The organism is uncultured Methanobrevibacter sp. (genome assembly GCF_937898925.1).
In the GTDB taxonomy this organism is placed as follows: domain Archaea; phylum Methanobacteriota; class Methanobacteria; order Methanobacteriales; family Methanobacteriaceae; genus Methanobrevibacter.
The window spans coordinates 1-15638 of sequence record NZ_CALDKF010000091.1; the positions used below are offsets into that span (position 1 = coordinate 1).

At 30.7% G+C, this 15638-nt stretch carries 18 protein-coding genes and 1 pseudogene; 2 read left to right on the forward strand and 17 right to left on the reverse strand.

From position 1 onward, the window contains the following. A pseudogene (locus Q0409_RS07380) lies at positions 1-292 on the forward strand (stage 0 sporulation protein); the annotation flags it as partial. Positions 293-341: 49 nt separating this feature from the next. Here the strand turns inward: Q0409_RS07380 and Q0409_RS07385 are convergent. The 4 genes from Q0409_RS07385 to Q0409_RS07400 form a co-directional block, all read right to left on the reverse strand. Then, positions 342-656, reverse strand: coding sequence for an NAD(P)/FAD-dependent oxidoreductase (locus tag Q0409_RS07385; RefSeq protein ID WP_366940099.1), 315 nt, complete (start codon positions 654-656; stop codon positions 342-344). Positions 657-688: 32 nt separating this feature from the next. Continuing rightward, positions 689-1285 (reverse strand): thymidylate kinase, encoded by a 597-nt coding sequence (locus tag Q0409_RS07390; RefSeq protein WP_298536533.1) that lies wholly within the window; start codon positions 1283-1285, stop codon positions 689-691. Between the two features lie 286 nt (positions 1286-1571). Continuing rightward, positions 1572-2096 carry a hypothetical protein gene (locus Q0409_RS07395; protein ID WP_298536536.1) on the reverse strand — a complete coding sequence of 175 codons (525 nt, stop codon included), beginning with the start codon at positions 2094-2096 and terminating at the stop codon, positions 1572-1574. A gap of 256 nt (positions 2097-2352) precedes the next feature. Beyond that, positions 2353-3234: a DUF1002 domain-containing protein gene (locus Q0409_RS07400; protein WP_298536539.1), complete on the reverse strand. Its 882-nt coding sequence runs from the start codon at positions 3232-3234 to the stop codon at positions 2353-2355. Positions 3235-3543: 309 nt separating this feature from the next. Between Q0409_RS07400 and Q0409_RS07405 the strand changes: the two genes are divergently transcribed. Further along, positions 3544-4086 (forward strand): hypothetical protein, encoded by a 543-nt coding sequence (locus tag Q0409_RS07405; protein WP_298536542.1) that lies wholly within the window; start codon positions 3544-3546, stop codon positions 4084-4086. Positions 4087-4139: 53 nt separating this feature from the next. Here the strand turns inward: Q0409_RS07405 and Q0409_RS07410 are convergent, their stop codons facing one another. From Q0409_RS07410 to Q0409_RS07470, 13 genes are all read right to left on the reverse strand, one after another. Then, on the reverse strand, positions 4140-4691 hold the full coding sequence (locus Q0409_RS07410; RefSeq protein ID WP_298536545.1) for a hypothetical protein: 552 nt from the start codon (positions 4689-4691) through the stop codon (positions 4140-4142). A 107-nt stretch (positions 4692-4798) separates the two neighbouring features. Next, complete coding sequence (locus Q0409_RS07415) at positions 4799-5482, reverse strand: TIGR00289 family protein (protein ID WP_298536548.1); 684 nt, start codon at positions 5480-5482, stop codon at positions 4799-4801. A 40-nt stretch (positions 5483-5522) separates the two neighbouring features. Beyond that, the gene (locus Q0409_RS07420; protein ID WP_298536551.1) at positions 5523-6110 is read right to left on the reverse strand and encodes a zinc ribbon domain-containing protein; all 588 of its coding nucleotides are present in this window, start codon (positions 6108-6110) and stop codon (positions 5523-5525) included. Positions 6111-6135: 25 nt separating this feature from the next. Next, positions 6136-6960, reverse strand: a complete 825-nt coding sequence (locus Q0409_RS07425; RefSeq protein WP_298536554.1) for a hypothetical protein — start codon at positions 6958-6960, stop codon at positions 6136-6138. A gap of 271 nt (positions 6961-7231) precedes the next feature. Beyond that, entirely contained in the window at positions 7232-7681 is a 450-nt protein-coding gene (locus Q0409_RS07430; protein ID WP_298536556.1) for a hypothetical protein, read from the reverse strand. Between the two features lie 12 nt (positions 7682-7693). After that, complete coding sequence (locus Q0409_RS07435) at positions 7694-8647, reverse strand: A24 family peptidase (RefSeq protein WP_298536558.1); 954 nt, start codon at positions 8645-8647, stop codon at positions 7694-7696. Positions 8648-9040: 393 nt separating this feature from the next. Next, positions 9041-9619: a ribbon-helix-helix domain-containing protein gene (locus Q0409_RS07440; protein ID WP_298536560.1), complete on the reverse strand. Its 579-nt coding sequence runs from the start codon at positions 9617-9619 to the stop codon at positions 9041-9043. A 274-nt stretch (positions 9620-9893) separates the two neighbouring features. Continuing rightward, a complete protein-coding gene (gene pyrG, locus Q0409_RS07445; RefSeq protein WP_298536580.1) occupies positions 9894-11519 on the reverse strand; it encodes a glutamine hydrolyzing CTP synthase in 1626 nt (541 codons plus the stop codon). 286 nt (positions 11520-11805) lie between these two features. Continuing rightward, on the reverse strand, positions 11806-12219 hold the full coding sequence (locus tag Q0409_RS07450; RefSeq protein WP_298536562.1) for a hypothetical protein: 414 nt from the start codon (positions 12217-12219) through the stop codon (positions 11806-11808). A 105-nt stretch (positions 12220-12324) separates the two neighbouring features. Beyond that, positions 12325-13083, reverse strand: coding sequence for an ATPase (locus tag Q0409_RS07455; RefSeq protein ID WP_298536564.1), 759 nt, complete (start codon positions 13081-13083; stop codon positions 12325-12327). Positions 13084-13124: 41 nt separating this feature from the next. After that, the gene (locus tag Q0409_RS07460; RefSeq protein WP_298536567.1) at positions 13125-14030 is read right to left on the reverse strand and encodes a shikimate dehydrogenase; all 906 of its coding nucleotides are present in this window, start codon (positions 14028-14030) and stop codon (positions 13125-13127) included. A 50-nt stretch (positions 14031-14080) separates the two neighbouring features. Next, a complete protein-coding gene (locus Q0409_RS07465; RefSeq protein ID WP_298536570.1) occupies positions 14081-14611 on the reverse strand; it encodes a DUF2115 domain-containing protein in 531 nt (176 codons plus the stop codon). 60 nt (positions 14612-14671) lie between these two features. Continuing rightward, positions 14672-15235 (reverse strand): DUF2115 domain-containing protein, encoded by a 564-nt coding sequence (locus tag Q0409_RS07470; RefSeq protein WP_298536573.1) that lies wholly within the window; start codon positions 15233-15235, stop codon positions 14672-14674. Positions 15236-15638: the final 403 nt, after the last annotated feature.

A 15638-nucleotide genomic window follows, 5' to 3' on the forward strand; every position in this document is an offset into this window, starting at 1 on the left:
GACTAAAATCAGCGGTACTTGCGGCAGACTTATGTGTTGTCTTAAATATGAACAGAATGCATATGAATATCTGCTTCATGTAACACCTAAGGTAGGTGCTATCGTTGAAACTCAGCAAGGTAAGGGCACTGTTGTTGAGGTAAATCTTCTTAAAGGAATGCTAAAAATCTGCCTCGACAGATACCCTGAAGCTGCACCCGCAGTATACCACAGACGTGACGTCAAAATTATTAAAGACAAGCGTATTACTGTTGACAAGGCTGAAATTGAAGCTTTGAAAAATATCGAGTAAAGAAATTCGGCACATCCGCAAAAGCAGATGTGCCGTTTTTTTATGTCAGTTATTCAATTAAAGATTTTGTTGCACTTGTACCGGCAACTATTCCGCTTGCCCACGCCCACTGAAGATTGAAGCCTCCGCAGCCGCCGTCAACATCAATTATTTCGCCTGCAAAATACAAATTGTCAATAAGTTTGCTCTTCATTGTGTTTGGCACGATTTGTTTGACGTCAACACCACCACTTGTCACTATTGCATAAGTAATATCTTCTAACGCCAAAAGGTTAAATTCAAGATTTTTAAGCAATTTTACCAAATAATGACGTTGTTCTGACGTAATTTGATGCACTTTTGTTTCAAGTGGAATTTTTGCTATTTTAAGTTATTTTTTAAAAAAAAAGCATATAATTATTCTAATTTTTTAGGCTCATTCAATCGCTTTGAATCCAATTCATCCAGAATAGTCTCTATTCTTGCAAATATTTCCTCTGGTGAATCATCTGCTGGAATTACATGCCAATTGTATAGAACAGGCTCTGCCTTTTGCCTTACCTTTACAAATGCATCATAATTTTCAAACATCTCTTCCTTTTCATTTCTCTTTTGTACACGTTCCACTAGCTTTTCAGGAGAAACATCCAGATAGAAGAAATATTCAGAAACAGGAAGTGCAAAGCAAACAAGCTTGTAGACAGGTACGGAAATAGCTTTATTCAAGTATGATACAGCTAAAGTATACCTTACAAAGATAACAGTATCTGCCTTTCCGTAATATTTGATAACAGATCTGATTGCATCTGCTCCATAACATAAGGTAGCTATTATCTTATTGAGTTTTCCGCCTCTTTCCAAAGCAGCTTTTGAATTTCTACCAAAGAAGTTGTCTGATGTTGGATGTGAACGAATGATGACGGTTCCTTCATTTTCATATTTTTCCTTAATGAGTCTAGCTTGCGTATCTTTACCAGAACCATCAAGCCCATCTATAGCAATAAACCTCTTCATTGTAACATCTCACAGACAATTAAAATAAATAATTATTTGATTAATTAAAATATAATTTATAATAATAAGTATTAAAATTATCAATGATTATTTTAATTTAATTAATTATATTTTCAATACAATTTTTTTCTTAAAAAATAAATTATATAACCCAATTAAGTAATTATATATTAATTATACATTATAAAGTTTTATAAAAATTATTGAAAAATGAAAATAGAAGATAAATAATAAAAAATAGAAAAATAAGTAAAAAATAGAAAATGAAAAAAGATGAAAAATCTAACTATTCGATTATGACATCACTGAAATAGGATTCATCAGTTGCGCCAATGAATACAAGATCTCCATTTTGCTCATAAACGAACATGTAAACAGGTTCTTCCACAGCCATTAAAGATGAACTGCTTGAACTGCTTTCTTGAACTAAGTAACCATTATGGTCATTTATAGTTTTCTTTTCATAGTCCATATCATCTAAAACATATTCAATTATCTCATCAGTTACATTATACTCATCATAATCTCCCACTAAGATATAAATAGCTTTTTGTTTTGAATCATCTTCAAAACCAGCAGAAGACATATAGTAGTCAATACCAGAAGTGTTGCTTTTCTCATTGACCATTTTGTATTCTTCATTTTCATTAAATCCAGCAGGAATGCTGAAGTCAATGCCACCAACAGTTATCTCTTGAGGTTCACTGTCGCCGCCACTTAAGAAACCTAAGTCAAAAGCAGATACAGAACCTGCTAAAACAACAGTTAAAATTGCCAAAATAGCTATAATTGCAATCCTATTAAATTTCATTGTATTTCCTCCTTAATTTAAATAACTAATAAACCATGGATTTATCAAATCATTAAATTAATTAATCTTAGATATGTAACATTATTAATAAATAATTTTTGATATTTTTTTAATAGCTAAAAAAGCTAATAGAGCAGAATAGAGAAAATAGAGAAAAACAAGTTATAAAGAAAAGAAAAATAAGATCTTGAAGATTAAAAAAAAGAAAAAAAAGATTAAAAAAATAATTTAAGCAATGATTAATTACTAAATTATTTTAAAGATTTATATTAAAAATGCCTAATATGCTATTGAACAAACCATCTAAGGAAAATCCATCCATGGAAAATCCATTTTCAGAAGCTGAACTGTCTACAAAATCGCTGATTTGCTCTTTGTAGGCATTTGCATCATCCTGTACAGATTGAACTTGCTCTATGGTTTGAGCAAGGTTTTCAATATCATTGTCAGAAATGTTGATATTGTAGGTTGTACTGTAATCATTGATAATGTTTACAATGGTTGCATGATCTGTAATGTTTTCCTCATTTACCTTTTCCTTTACATCATCCACTAATTTGGATAAGTCATCTGCACTGACATTTGAATTGTTTAGGATATCTGCTTGAGTTGCAATCTCTTGATTTGCTGCCTCTTTGACATTATCAGGGATTTCAACATCAGTAGCTTCCTCATAACAATCCATAATTCCTGCGAGAGCGGATTCACCAGTAGCGCTTACTGGGCTTGTCACATAGACATGTCCTCCTTGAATACCTGCAGACTTAAGTGCTGACATGTACATTTCAGGAGTGATTGTAGTGATTGAACTGTCCACATCTACAGTAATTTCCCCATTTTGGTTCAAGTCAAGAAGAGCAGAGGAAAATATTTGATTTGAGTTGTATTGTTTTCCTGAAAAACCACCGGAAATCTTGTTTACATCTCCAGCAGTGATCACTTTTGATTCTATGCTGTTTATATCTACATTAGTTTTGCTTGCAAAATAATCGTCAACCATTGATTTGTATTGTTGATTCATATATGCAGTTTCACCATAGGTTATTACAACTTGATCTGAACTATCTGCAAATCCAGTTGGAATAACAGCTAATGCCAAAAATATGGCAAGGCATATGGCTAGAATTCTTTTATTCATTTTATCACCTCTTGTAAATTCATAATCTTATTTTGTTAAACTAGTATATAAATGTAATCTATTTTTTACATAATCGAAAGTTTTATAAGGAAAATGGCTGTTTTTTGTAAAAAATTAAGAATTTATGTTAAGTCTTTAGTGCATGAGGATGGGTAAAATAATGATTTAAAAGTGTTTTTTTAAAAAAACGAATTATGTGGCAAATAATTTCTTAATCAATAACTTTTTAAGAAAAAGACACATAAATATTATCTAATCAAGAGAAAAAATGTGAATAAGATGAAATCCTCTATAAGAAAAAAAGATTATTTGAAAATATATAATATGACCAATAATGCATCTCCATTAGGAAAGTTCAATTGTGGAGAGCTATGCAATTCCATCTGCTGCACAGTGGAAAACGGTGAAAGGAATGATGTGCTTGAAGAGATGGTATTGTACTTGCTTCCTGGTGAAGAGGAGATGCTTGAAAACGAGTCTGATTGGTTTGAGATGTTTTATGAAACAACTGATGAGATTGAATATCCGGACTCTTGGGATGGTGAGGTCTATTATATAAAATGCACCAATCCGCCACACTGCAATAGAAGATTAAGGCCAATCCAATGTAGGTCTTTCCCTCTTAGCCCACATTTTGACAAGGACAACAAATTGCATTTGATCTATGATGTGGATGACATGACATACCAATGTCCAATCATAGCGGATAAAATGGATTTGGACGAGGATTTCCTAAAAAAGATATACAAGATGTGGGAAAGGTTAACAGAAGACAAGTTAATATTTGACCTTGTTAAAATGGATTCTCTAAAAAGAGAAAAGAATAAAATAGATTATAAGATTGTTTATTAGATTAAAAAATAATTAATATACTGTTTTTTTTAAAAAAAAATGATGGTAATTAATTACCATCTATAATTGTAATAAGACGCATCATCAAAGGAATCGTCAAAAGAATCATCATAAGCGTCTGATTCATAATATGCATCATCATCGAAGTCATATTCATTGCTATGATATGTCTTATAGTCCCTTTGAGTAATGGATGAAACCACATGAGAGACACTTGGTCCTTTAATGTGCAAATAAATCATATCATCTTCAGATGCAAAAACAAATGTCTTTACCTTATTCCTTTTATTGTAAAATCCGGTTATTCCTGAAATTGAAGTCTTATACAAGTTCTCATCGTTCAATTTGAAGGAACTGAATCCATCCATTATATTCTTATTGAAGCTTGAAGAATGTCTTTCCAAACTGACATTCACAAAATTCTTGCCCCTTTGGAAATTCATGTAATTCAAACGATTCACTTCATCCCATCCCTCATCAATCAACTTGTATGAACTTGGAACATTGAATCCATATCCTCTCATATAATAAGTTTCAAAGCCTTTTGGCACATTCTCTTCAGCTGAAATGGAATCAATGATTATAATTGATGAGAAAAGAATCATTAAAACAAGTGAAATGGTTAAAATTCTTTTTTTAAAACCTTTTTCTATAGTAACACCCCAATACTTTATACAAATAGATAATCATCGTTAAATATAAATATTTGCAATTATTCCTTATCAATCAATCTTGCATCAGTTATATTATATGTACCATTATCAACATGCCAATCTATATCTGCATCCAATATTTCAATTCTTTTTTTAAATATAGGGCCATCAATAACTAATGTTTCAGCCTCTCCTCCTTCAAAAGCAAGATGGAGATATGTCTTTTCGCTGATTTTCTCAAGTTCTGCCATTGCTTCTTCATCAATGAGCCTGCCGAGCCATGATTCATCAAGCCCATCAGCAAAAACGCCACTGATGATAACCTTAAATCCATAATCAATAACCAAATCCATATATTCCTTAGGATCCTTATGCCAATATGGTGAAATGGCTTCTATTCCTATCTCATCTGCCAATCTTTCTATTCTGGATTTTTGATAAGTGGAAAACAATGCACCGGTGTAAATGGCCTCTATTCCAAGGCTTTTCAATTGCTTAAACCCTTCCTTCAAGTCCTCAAGCTCCTCTTCCTTAACGCCAGCAGTCTTCACTTCTATGATAGGAATGCCTATGGCTTCTGCCTGCAAATCGGTTAAATGAATATTTGGAACGTGAAACATATATGACTCATCATTTTGAGACTTGATTGAAAGGAGATATTTCACATCATCTCCATTGTTTATAGCATAATTTAAAGCCATAACACTATCCTTTCCACCTGAAAATAAAACAGCAGATTTCATTATTTCACCATTTAGATTAATAAAAAAAAGTAATTAAATTTCAATTCTCTATAAAGTTAGTGGATCCCCCACTGCCACCATAACTTAAATAATCTGAATCAGAGCCCCCATAATAATTATTGGAATCATCAATAAAATCAGATAATCCGTAACTATTTGATCTTTCCATAAATGAAGTCAATCCATGATCAGAGGAAGGTTCTGGGTCCAATTGGGCGAACATACCAATAATAAACAATATTATCAGTAGCACTGCGAATGCTAAAAAGCATTTATTGAATGTTAAATTAGATAAAAAATCGTTATTTGATGATTTTGATGTAGAAGTTTTTGTAGTCTTTGCACTTGAACCAGCAGAGTCTTTGGTACTGGAAACAGAGGAACCTTTAGTGGTTGAAACTTTTGAAGAATCGGTAGAACTAGGGTTAATGAGCTTGGAATCACTGGAATCTGCAGGTTTGGGAATAGGGCTATCATCAGAGTTTATAGGTACAATTACAGTTGAATTGTCATCTTCTTCTGATTTGATACTGTTTTCCACTTTAGAAAAGTCAAAACCGCAATTTGAACAATAACGATTATTATCATTGTGTTGCTCAAAACCACATTCAGGACAGAATTTAGCCATATTATCCCCCTTTAAATAAAACTAATTAACGTCTTCTTCTATTCCTTCTACTTCTTATTCTTTCTTTTTGGTCTTTTTTGAATCTTCTAGTGAATTTGGTTAAAGGTTCAACAAAGACTCCTGCAATAGCTACTGCTACCCCTACAAGTCCTGTGATGAACATTATGACATAAGTTGGAGCCAAATGATCTTCAAAATAATGGATTGTATTTTGTACAGGCCCTTCAATAGAGATTATATTGTAATTGCTTTCGTTTAAATAATCCCTAACCTCTTCCACATCATTAGAGTTTACATGCACTTGTATATGGACAAAAGCGAATTCAGAGCCTACTCCGGCCCTATTGCTCAGCCAATTTACAAGAGAACCTAATGTAGTGGTTGAACTTGCAGGATTCTTTAAGTCTACTGTAACGGAATTGTTGGTTACCTTAAAGCTTTCAATCTCAGGATCGCTTCTTAAATGATTTTCCACATAAATCTTTGTGCTGTTCTTTATGAATCCTGTTTTCAGCTCAAAACCGTTAGTGGAAACTGAATTAACTCCATTTAAATTGCTAATCTTATTGGTTACATCACTGATGTTTGAAGTTGATGGAATGTTTAGGTTAATCACTTCACTATCCATTGTAAACAGTCCTTGAACATTACCGATAATATATGGACTTTCTTCATAAATAGGGTCAATGAAGAAGTATCCTCCGATAGCGCCAAGAACAAATCCAATTATAATTATAGATATTATTTCCTTTCTACCAACATATGGGGATAGAATACCCATGGAAAAGGCAAATACCATAATTATAAGGAACAGGATAATAAATATTATTCCAGTAATTAAATCCATCATAATCAACTCTTTTAACAATTTTCATATAAATTTATCTTAATTCAGTCTATAGAAAGCTAAATGAATTTATAAATAAATATTACATTAAAATAAGTCCTAATTTTTAAAATAAAGATTAAATAATAAATTTATTTAAGTTTTTAAACAATTTCATTATAAATATTTTAAAATTAAGAATTATTATACTACATATTATATATAAAAAACTTGATTTATATATTTTATGAAAAGATAAAATTTGTTAAAAAGAGCATTATGAAATTATGGAGCATTAAATCAATCTGTTTACTTCAATCACATTTGAATCCTCGTCCCATTTTACAGCAATCCTGTTAAATCCCTTTGATAAATGAATATTTTCATTTAATCCATTATAATCAAAATTACTTGTGATTTCTTCTGAATTACCAGATAAATTCAGATTTATAGATGCCAATCCATTTTTACCATCATTATATATCCTAATATCCACATTTCGATTAAAGTCAACCAATACAGTTCTTTTAGACCCCTTTCCAGAGGCATAGCAAAAGTCAATTGCATCAGTTATTTTAGACAGTTCGCTTTTGGAATTGATTGAATCCATTATATCATTGGAAAAATCTATTGCAGTTAAAAGAATTGGAATGGAGATAAGGCTGATTATCAAGATAACTATCATGGAACTTAAAACATATTCAAGGGATAATTGGCCTTTGTTTCCTAAAGTAATCATTTTCATTGTTTTACCTGTTTAAAAAATCATTTTTATAAAACCTGAAATAATGGAAATAAAATCTCCAAAGATTAAAAAACCGATATATCCAAGGGTAATGAATGGCATGAATGGAATCTCGACCTTAACCCTAAAGTCAGGATTCTTGATTAAATCCATTTTATATAATCCATTTATTAATCTTATATCCTCTTTTGTCAATCCCATACTGTTTAGTGAAGAGAAACAATAAATATTCTCATCTTTAAATGCTTTTAAATTGATATTTGAATTGCTTTTGTTCTTTAGTTCATTAATCCTATCATATGCAATCTGATTTTTAAAGTAATAATCATTCAAGATCATTCCTTCTCTTAAACTTCCAATAGCTACGGTTTTAGTGGTTAACTTATTAAATGCTGAGCTAAAATCCAAAATAGATAATTTTGAATAATATTTGATCTTTTTATTTCTAATTCCATCATAGATTATTGATATGAAAATCATTATTAAAGCTATTAGAATGCCATTTAGAAGTATTGAAATTGCCTTTGGATAAAGAATCAACTGATTGAAAACTTGCAGATTTAGATTTGAGAAATAATTCAAATTGAAAATATTCAAGTCTAAAAATGATAATGCTAAAGACAATCCAATGAATAGCTTAAAGTCTCCACCTCCCCAAAATCCAATATGCCAAAGGATAAATGAAATAACTGTGATTAAAGCAGTTAAAGCTATTGAAAATATGAATATATGATAATTGCTAAAGCAGACACTTAGGATAAAATTAAAGAGTAATCCATAAATGAGTAGAATCAAGCTTAATTTATTGGGAATTATTCCAAATTTCAAATCATAATAATCAGCAATTGAAAGAATTAACAGTATTACGAACAAATGTATTTGACATGATTTGATTAAAAGATGATAATTGCTAAGTGAATGATTGAACAAATCCAGAATATTCCCAATAAAAATACCATTAAACAAGAGGAAACCTCCAAGTCTTACTAATTAATTAGTGCAACAATCCTATTTTAGGACCCTATTTTCTATAAATAGAAATAGAAATTTAATAAAATAGGATTGGTTTTATCTTAAAAAAGCAATTTAATTTATCTAAATTGTTCTTATAAGACAATTGAATATTATTTTTTCATTATATTTAAATATAATAGTTTTTTTAACTTTTAAAGTACAAATTGATTGTTATATTGATTTTAAACTATAAATTGATGTTAAATAGAAAAAATAAATTCATATCGTAAATTTTAGACTAAATAAAAAAGTATAATCAAAATGTAAAGTTAAAAAAATAAAGGAAATAAAAAATAAAGGAAATGAAAAAATTAGAAAAATAAAATAAGAATATTAAAAAATAAGTTATTTAATAAATGAATAAGCCTCAGATAGGATCACTGAAGCGTTTTCAAGCACTACACCATTGTTTTTAAAAACAGATTTATAATCAACATTATGCCTTATAGTGATGAATTCATAATCCTTAGACCTTGATTCAACAATCAAACGCTTTCCTTCTATCCTATAGATTGCATCATTATCCTTCAAGCGATAAACTTCAGGATTATCCATTCCTCTTTTTTCAAATAGTTCCTCATTTGAAATCTTTACGATTCTTCCTTCATGAATTAGGTCATAGATTATGTTTAAAACCAATTCAAAATCAAGTTCCAGATCAATAGCTATCTCATCCAAAAAGCAATCCTCATATTTAATGAAATAGCTTACAACTTCCTTCTTTGCATCAAAATAATTGATTTCTCTGAAATTTGCAACCTTATATGTCTTCAACTGTTCCCTTATGGCTTCCCTTAGAAAGTCTGAAATGCTTAAGTAATCGCCGTTTTCTATTAGATTCATCAATTGATTATGGATGTTTATTGGAACCTTTGTAGCAATTGTTTTTCCAATTTCTTTATTATTTTTACTTATTTCGCTCATACTACCCCTTTAATAATTTTTTTAATTGATTATGATATTAAATAGGTCTTGATTCAATATAAAATGATTTGAAATGCGAAAAAAATAAAAATATCAATTGCACAATTGCACAAAATCACAATTGTGTAAAATCAATAAGTGAAAATGAACAGCATTAATTTTAAAAATAGATAAAAATTGTAATAAAATTAAAAAATTGAAAAATTAGAAAAATAGTAAAAAATAGAATAAAAAAAAAGAAAGAATTTAAATCAAACTTTTTCTAAAAGTTCGTTTATTCTTTATTATCAAAAGACGCTTTTACAAATGAAGCGAACAATGGATGTGCATTATTTGGTCTTGATTTAAACTCTGGATGGAATTGACATCCAATAAACCAAGGATGGTCAGGCAATTCCACGATTTCAACCAAGAAGTCATCTGGAGTTGTTCCTGCAATAACAAGACCGTTTTCAGTTAATACATCCCTGTATTCGTTATTGTATTCGTATCTGTGTCTGTGTCTTTCCTGAATCAAGTCTTCACCATATGCCTCTTTGGTTCTGGTGCCGTCAATCAATTTACAGTCATAAGCACCTAAACGCATGGTTCCGCCCATATTCTTGATTTTCTTTTGCTCTTCCATCATGTCAATTACTGGGTATTCGAGGTCATCTTTGAATTCACTGCTGTTTGCACCGTCCATTCCGATTCTTCTTGCGAATTGAATTACCATACATTGCATACCTAAACAGATACCGAAAATAGGAACTTCATTTTCAATTGCATAATCAACAGCACTTAACTTACCTTCTACACCACGGTCACCAAATCCTCCAGGAATGAGAATACCGTCAAGCTTGGAAAGTTCCTCATGGAAAGCTTTCAATTCTTCCTCATTTTCCACATCCACATCAGATGAAAGGTATACTATTTTCATTTTAGCGCCAATTTTCGCTGCTGCGTGGTGCAAGGATTCTCTGATACTTATATAAGCGTCTTCCAATTCAACGTATTTTCCCACAATACCAATGGTAACCACCGGATCTTGAATCTTAAGTGAATCCACAATTTCTGCCCATTCATTAAGAGTATTCTTGTCATTTTCAAAATCAATTCCTAAATTAATTCTGTTGGAAATGTACTGGCCAGCGTTTTCCCTGTCCAATACTAAAGGAACTTCATAGATTGTTTGAGCATCAGGAGTGTTTACAACAGCATCAAATTCAACATCACAGAAGTGAGCGATTTTTCTCTTCAAGTCATCATCAATAGGCTTTTGACTTCTTAAAACGATCATGTTAGGGTTGATACCCATGCTTCTAAGTTCTTTTGAAGAGTGTTGAGTTGGTTTTGTCTTGAATTCGCCAGCAGCTTCCAAGTAAGGAACGAATGTTACATGTACAAACATAACATTTTCAGAGCCTTCCTCGTTTCTCAATTGTCTTAACGCTTCGAGGAATGGTTGGCTTTCAATATCCCCTACGGTACCTCCCAATTCAACAAGAACGACATCATAGTCATCCTTAGCTGAGATTTCACGTACCATTTCCTTGATTTCATTGGTGATATGAGGGATAATTTGAACACACGCTCCTAGGAAATCACCTTTTCTTTCTTTGGAAATAACTGATTGATAGACCTTTCCGGTAGTGATGTTTGATATTCCCGGAAGCTCTACGTCCAAGAACCTTTCATAGTGACCTAAGTCAAGGTCAGTTTCCATACCATCATAAGTTACAAACACTTCTCCATGTTGGTATGGGTTTAAAGTACCAGAATCCCAGTTTAAGTATGGGTCAATCTTAATAGCTGCAACCTTCAAGCCGTAGGAACGTAATATACGACCAATGGATGCAGAGGTAATTCCTTTTCCAATGGAACTAACTACTCCACCAGTAATTATAATATATTTTGTCAGACAAATCCACTCCTAATAAATTTAATATTGATTTTGATATGAATTTTTCATAAATTTCTTATAAAAAAAATCCATAATGAATACTCAATAAAATATTAGTTTAATTTATTATATAAAACTTATCTTATGAATCTAATATTTGAAGAATCTAAAAGAATTATGATTTAAGAAAAGCATATAAAAAGAGCATTATTAAGGCTTAAAATTTAAAATAAAGACAAAATAATATTTTAAAAAATAGTAAAAAAAATATATTAAAAAAAGAAAAAAGGTTAAAAAAGTGAAATCATAAAATGTTGCTGAAGAATTTTCCCCATTTGATTCCACGTTTATGTGCTTGAATCTTCATTTCATAAGTATCATCAAGAGGAGAATACTCTTTTTCCAAGATTTTCTCTTTAGCTTCAAAGTCATAGGCGGTGTCTTTTAATTTATCAATGACTTCCATTTCTGCAGTTACTTTTTGTAATTCTGCAGTTAAATCATTGCCAGAATTTTTCATTTCATCTTCTAATTCAGATTTTTTGATGATTAACTGTTCAAGCCTATCTTCAAGAAGCTGATCATTGCGAACTCCATATTGATCACGTAAATAGAAAATCAAGTCTATAGCTTCACCTACGCCCAAACCATTTTCTTGCATGATTTGATATCTTTCTAATTGCTCATCATTTAATTCCACAGTAATTTCATTTGCCATGTAAAAACCTCTTAATATAATCACAAAAAATATTTTAAATTTATAATTATTTATATATTTATATCTTATTCTATTTAACTATGTTTAATAATTTTCTATATTTTATTATTTTTGATGAGTTTCTAAAAATGAAGATGCAGCCAAGACATTTTCCTTGAATTGTGGATTGATTTCAGTCAGGAATCCCATGAATGACTCTCCAATATCCTCATTTTCATAATCTATTTCATATTCCTTTTCAATGCCTAAAAAGTCATTTATCCACTCTTGAGGAACATTGATGAATGGAAATATGATGTCCTTATCATTTAAGTCCAAATCATAAATAGTGGACAAGTCCAATTTCCTGTCCCATTCGATTCCCTTTCCATCAAATATATCATTCAAGATATGATTCACTTCCTGATTAAGGTTCAATGGAGATATTACAGAATCAAAGTCATCTGCACTGATATTTTCATCATATTCAATGAATCTTATACCATATTTTCTTGAATAAGGCTCAATCACTATGTATAAAAACTTGTTGTAATCATTATCCATTCTAGGAATGAGAATCCTTTCCTTTGGGCTTAAAAACTCTGCCAATGTCTTTGAAGACCTTGAACAGATCTTTTGAAAAAGAGATGACCTAACCACTTCCATATCAGGATAATGCCTGTTGAAGGTTTCTCTTCTTTTTTTGGAAAACTTTGAAAAGCGGAGATTTTCTATATAAAGCCTAATGTCTCCATCATCATCAAAGAAACTGACAAAACGGGTATCAACACCTATTTGCTTTAAGAACTTCATGACATCCTTCTTTGAATCGGATAGTTCCTTTTCATCCTCTTTCAAAACAAAATTTGATAGAAAATCATCCATAATATCACTGAAAATTAAAATTAAAGTTAAAAAAATTAAAATCAAATGCCTAAAACATCCAATAATGCCTTTTCCATAACATCCACTGGAGCATCTCTGCCCAACCAGATTTCAAAGCTTCTGATTCCTTGATACAATAGCATCTTATATCCATAAACAACCTCTGCATTGGCTTTTAATGCCTCCTTAATCAAGGATGTTTCCATAGGGGTGTAAACGATATCATTTACAACAAGCTCCTCATGAAGCATATCTGCACTTGCTATTGGCTTATCATCTACATTAGGATACATTCCAATTGGAGTTGTGTCTATAAATATATCTGAACTGTCCAATTCTCTTTTCAGATTATCCATTTCACAACAGTTTATAGTTATATCGATACCTGCTTCAATTAAATTGGACTCCAAATCATTTGCAAGTGATTCCGCTTTGCTTGCATTACGATTCAAAATTGACAGCTCATCAATTCCACTGCTTGCTATCTGAAATGCAACTGCTCTTGCTGCTCCACCAGCACCAGTGATGGTAACTTTTTTGTTATTTATTGAAGTTTTTTCCTTAATTGCACGGACACATCCATATCCATCAGTGTTAAATCCTTTAGTTCTTACATTGATTTCATTATCTTGATTAGATGATTCATTATTTTCATTAAAATTAAATTGGATGGTGTTTACTGCACCGATCATTAAAGCTACTGAATCGATATCATCAAGGTGTTTAATGACATTGGTTTTATGTGGTATTGTTACATTCAAACCTTTTATTCCCATAGCTTTTGCACCTAGAATGCATTCACCTAACATGTCCTCTTTAACATGAAATGGAAGATAAATGTAATTAAGACCTAATTCATTAAGTCCAGCATTATGCATGGCTGGAGAGAAAGTGTGTTCAATAGGGTCTCCAATAACTCCCAATATTCTTGTTTTTCCATCTACCACAATATCACCTGATTATAAAATCCAATTAATACCATAAAATTCAATGTTTCTTAAAAATCTAACTGTTCAGCTATACAAAGTCTGCATACAGAATTTGGAGTATCAATATTAGCCTCTTTAACAGGGCAATAATAAACTCCATTTTCCATTATAACCTCTAAAGAACCTGGGAAAGGAGTTCCAATAGGATGAATAGGCTCATCAAGCACAAATGTAGTGTAAAGGGATACCACCAAATTAATAAGTGGGCTTTTGTTCTTTCTGTCTTTAGAACCGAGTTTGTAAATATCCTTTAAATCGTTTAATTTCTCTACAAAGTCATCCCTATTGAAATAATCATTGTAAACAGTATCATTGCTTCTTATTTCCTTTACTCTGTTTAAGAAAAAGTCTATGTAAATCTTTTTGCTTTTTTCCTGATAGGATTCCTGAACATACTTGTTGTTTTCAATGATTTCAGCAGATATGATCATCAAATCAAAAACAGACACATCACTAAGCTCTTCCTTTAAGACAATCATAAGATCATCCTTTGATATCTTATCATCTTCATCTATCAATGCATCAAACTTTTCAAACATCATATCACAAACGGTTATTATATTATATGACTGTAAAATACTTTTTTTAAAAAATAATCCTTAACTGCTGGCATTTAGTTTAGGATCATAATCAATCTCACGAGAAATGCAGATATTGCAAACTGCACCTTCAGTGTTCTTTTGAGTTGCCTTAACAGGACAATAATAAAACTTGCCTAACTTTTTAATCTTCAAATTGCCTGGGAAAGGAGTGTCCAGTGAATGAATAGGTTCATTCAATATAAATGTGGCATAAAGAGATACTAAACAGTAAATAAGCTGTACCTTATCCTTGTCAAAATCAACTCCATCATAAACATTATGTAAAGCCTCTAATGACTCTTCAAACTGTTTTTTGTCAATTCTTTCCTTCTTGCCCCTGCTGTCATAATCTGTATTGTCCTTTTTAATATTGTTTATATGGCCAATGAATTGCTTAACATAAGCTTGACGGAAGTCATCCTGATATTTGTCCTGTACAAACTCCACATCCTGAAGTATGTACTTATTGGCATCCATCAAATCAAAAACAGATATCTTTTGGGCTTTTTCCTTTAAAATAGCCAAAAGATCATTCTTTGAAATCTTTTTATCCTCTAAGAGTTCATGCAATTCTTCAAACATAATTCACACTTAATTTTTTTTATAATAATTTATAGTATTTTATCATTTAAAATTTTATGTATTATACAAAAATAAAATATTATAAAATTCCCTAATTTTTCTAAAATATTTTAATTCAATTAAATATTTAGTTTAATTATTTCTTAAAAGAATTTTAAAGAAAATAATAGTTAAATAATTTCTTAAAAGAATTTTAGAGAAAAAAATAGTCTAATTATCTCTTAAAATAAGTTTAGAGAAAAAATAGTTCAATAATTTAAAAAAATTGCTAAAAATTCTTAAAAATAAGATTTAAAAAAAAGAAAATAGTAGATGTGTTAACATCTACTTTTTAACGGTTATTTTTACATTTTTGCTTAATTTGTTGTAGTATTTGCTTCCTGCAAATTTAATAGTAGCAGTG

What these genes read in the sequence shown, in the direction of transcription:
- Q0409_RS07390 (WP_298536533.1), bottom strand. Translation starts at nt 1,285, where the DNA reads ATGAAGAGGTTTATTGCTATAGATGGGCTTGATGGTTCTGGTAAAGAT.
- Q0409_RS07395 (WP_298536536.1), bottom strand. Translation starts at nt 2,096, where the DNA reads ATGAAATTTAATAGGATTGCAATTATAGCTATTTTGGCAATTTTAACT.
- Q0409_RS07400 (WP_298536539.1), bottom strand. Translation starts at nt 3,234, where the DNA reads ATGAATAAAAGAATTCTAGCCATATGCCTTGCCATATTTTTGGCATTA.
- Q0409_RS07410 (WP_298536545.1), bottom strand. Translation starts at nt 4,691, where the DNA reads ATGATTCTTTTCTCATCAATTATAATCATTGATTCCATTTCAGCTGAA.
- Q0409_RS07415 (WP_298536548.1), bottom strand. Translation starts at nt 5,482, where the DNA reads ATGAAATCTGCTGTTTTATTTTCAGGTGGAAAGGATAGTGTTATGGCT.
- Q0409_RS07420 (WP_298536551.1), bottom strand. Translation starts at nt 6,110, where the DNA reads ATGGCTAAATTCTGTCCTGAATGTGGTTTTGAGCAACACAATGATAAT.
- Q0409_RS07425 (WP_298536554.1), bottom strand. Translation starts at nt 6,960, where the DNA reads ATGATGGATTTAATTACTGGAATAATATTTATTATCCTGTTCCTTATA.
- Q0409_RS07430 (WP_298536556.1), bottom strand. Translation starts at nt 7,681, where the DNA reads ATGAAAATGATTACTTTAGGAAACAAAGGCCAATTATCCCTTGAATAT.
- Q0409_RS07440 (WP_298536560.1), bottom strand. Translation starts at nt 9,619, where the DNA reads ATGAGCGAAATAAGTAAAAATAATAAAGAAATTGGAAAAACAATTGCT.
- Q0409_RS07450 (WP_298536562.1), bottom strand. Translation starts at nt 12,219, where the DNA reads ATGGCAAATGAAATTACTGTGGAATTAAATGATGAGCAATTAGAAAGA.
- Q0409_RS07455 (WP_298536564.1), bottom strand. Translation starts at nt 13,083, where the DNA reads ATGGATGATTTTCTATCAAATTTTGTTTTGAAAGAGGATGAAAAGGAA.
- Q0409_RS07465 (WP_298536570.1), bottom strand. Translation starts at nt 14,611, where the DNA reads ATGTTTGAAAAGTTTGATGCATTGATAGATGAAGATGATAAGATATCA.
- Q0409_RS07470 (WP_298536573.1), bottom strand. Translation starts at nt 15,235, where the DNA reads ATGTTTGAAGAATTGCATGAACTCTTAGAGGATAAAAAGATTTCAAAG.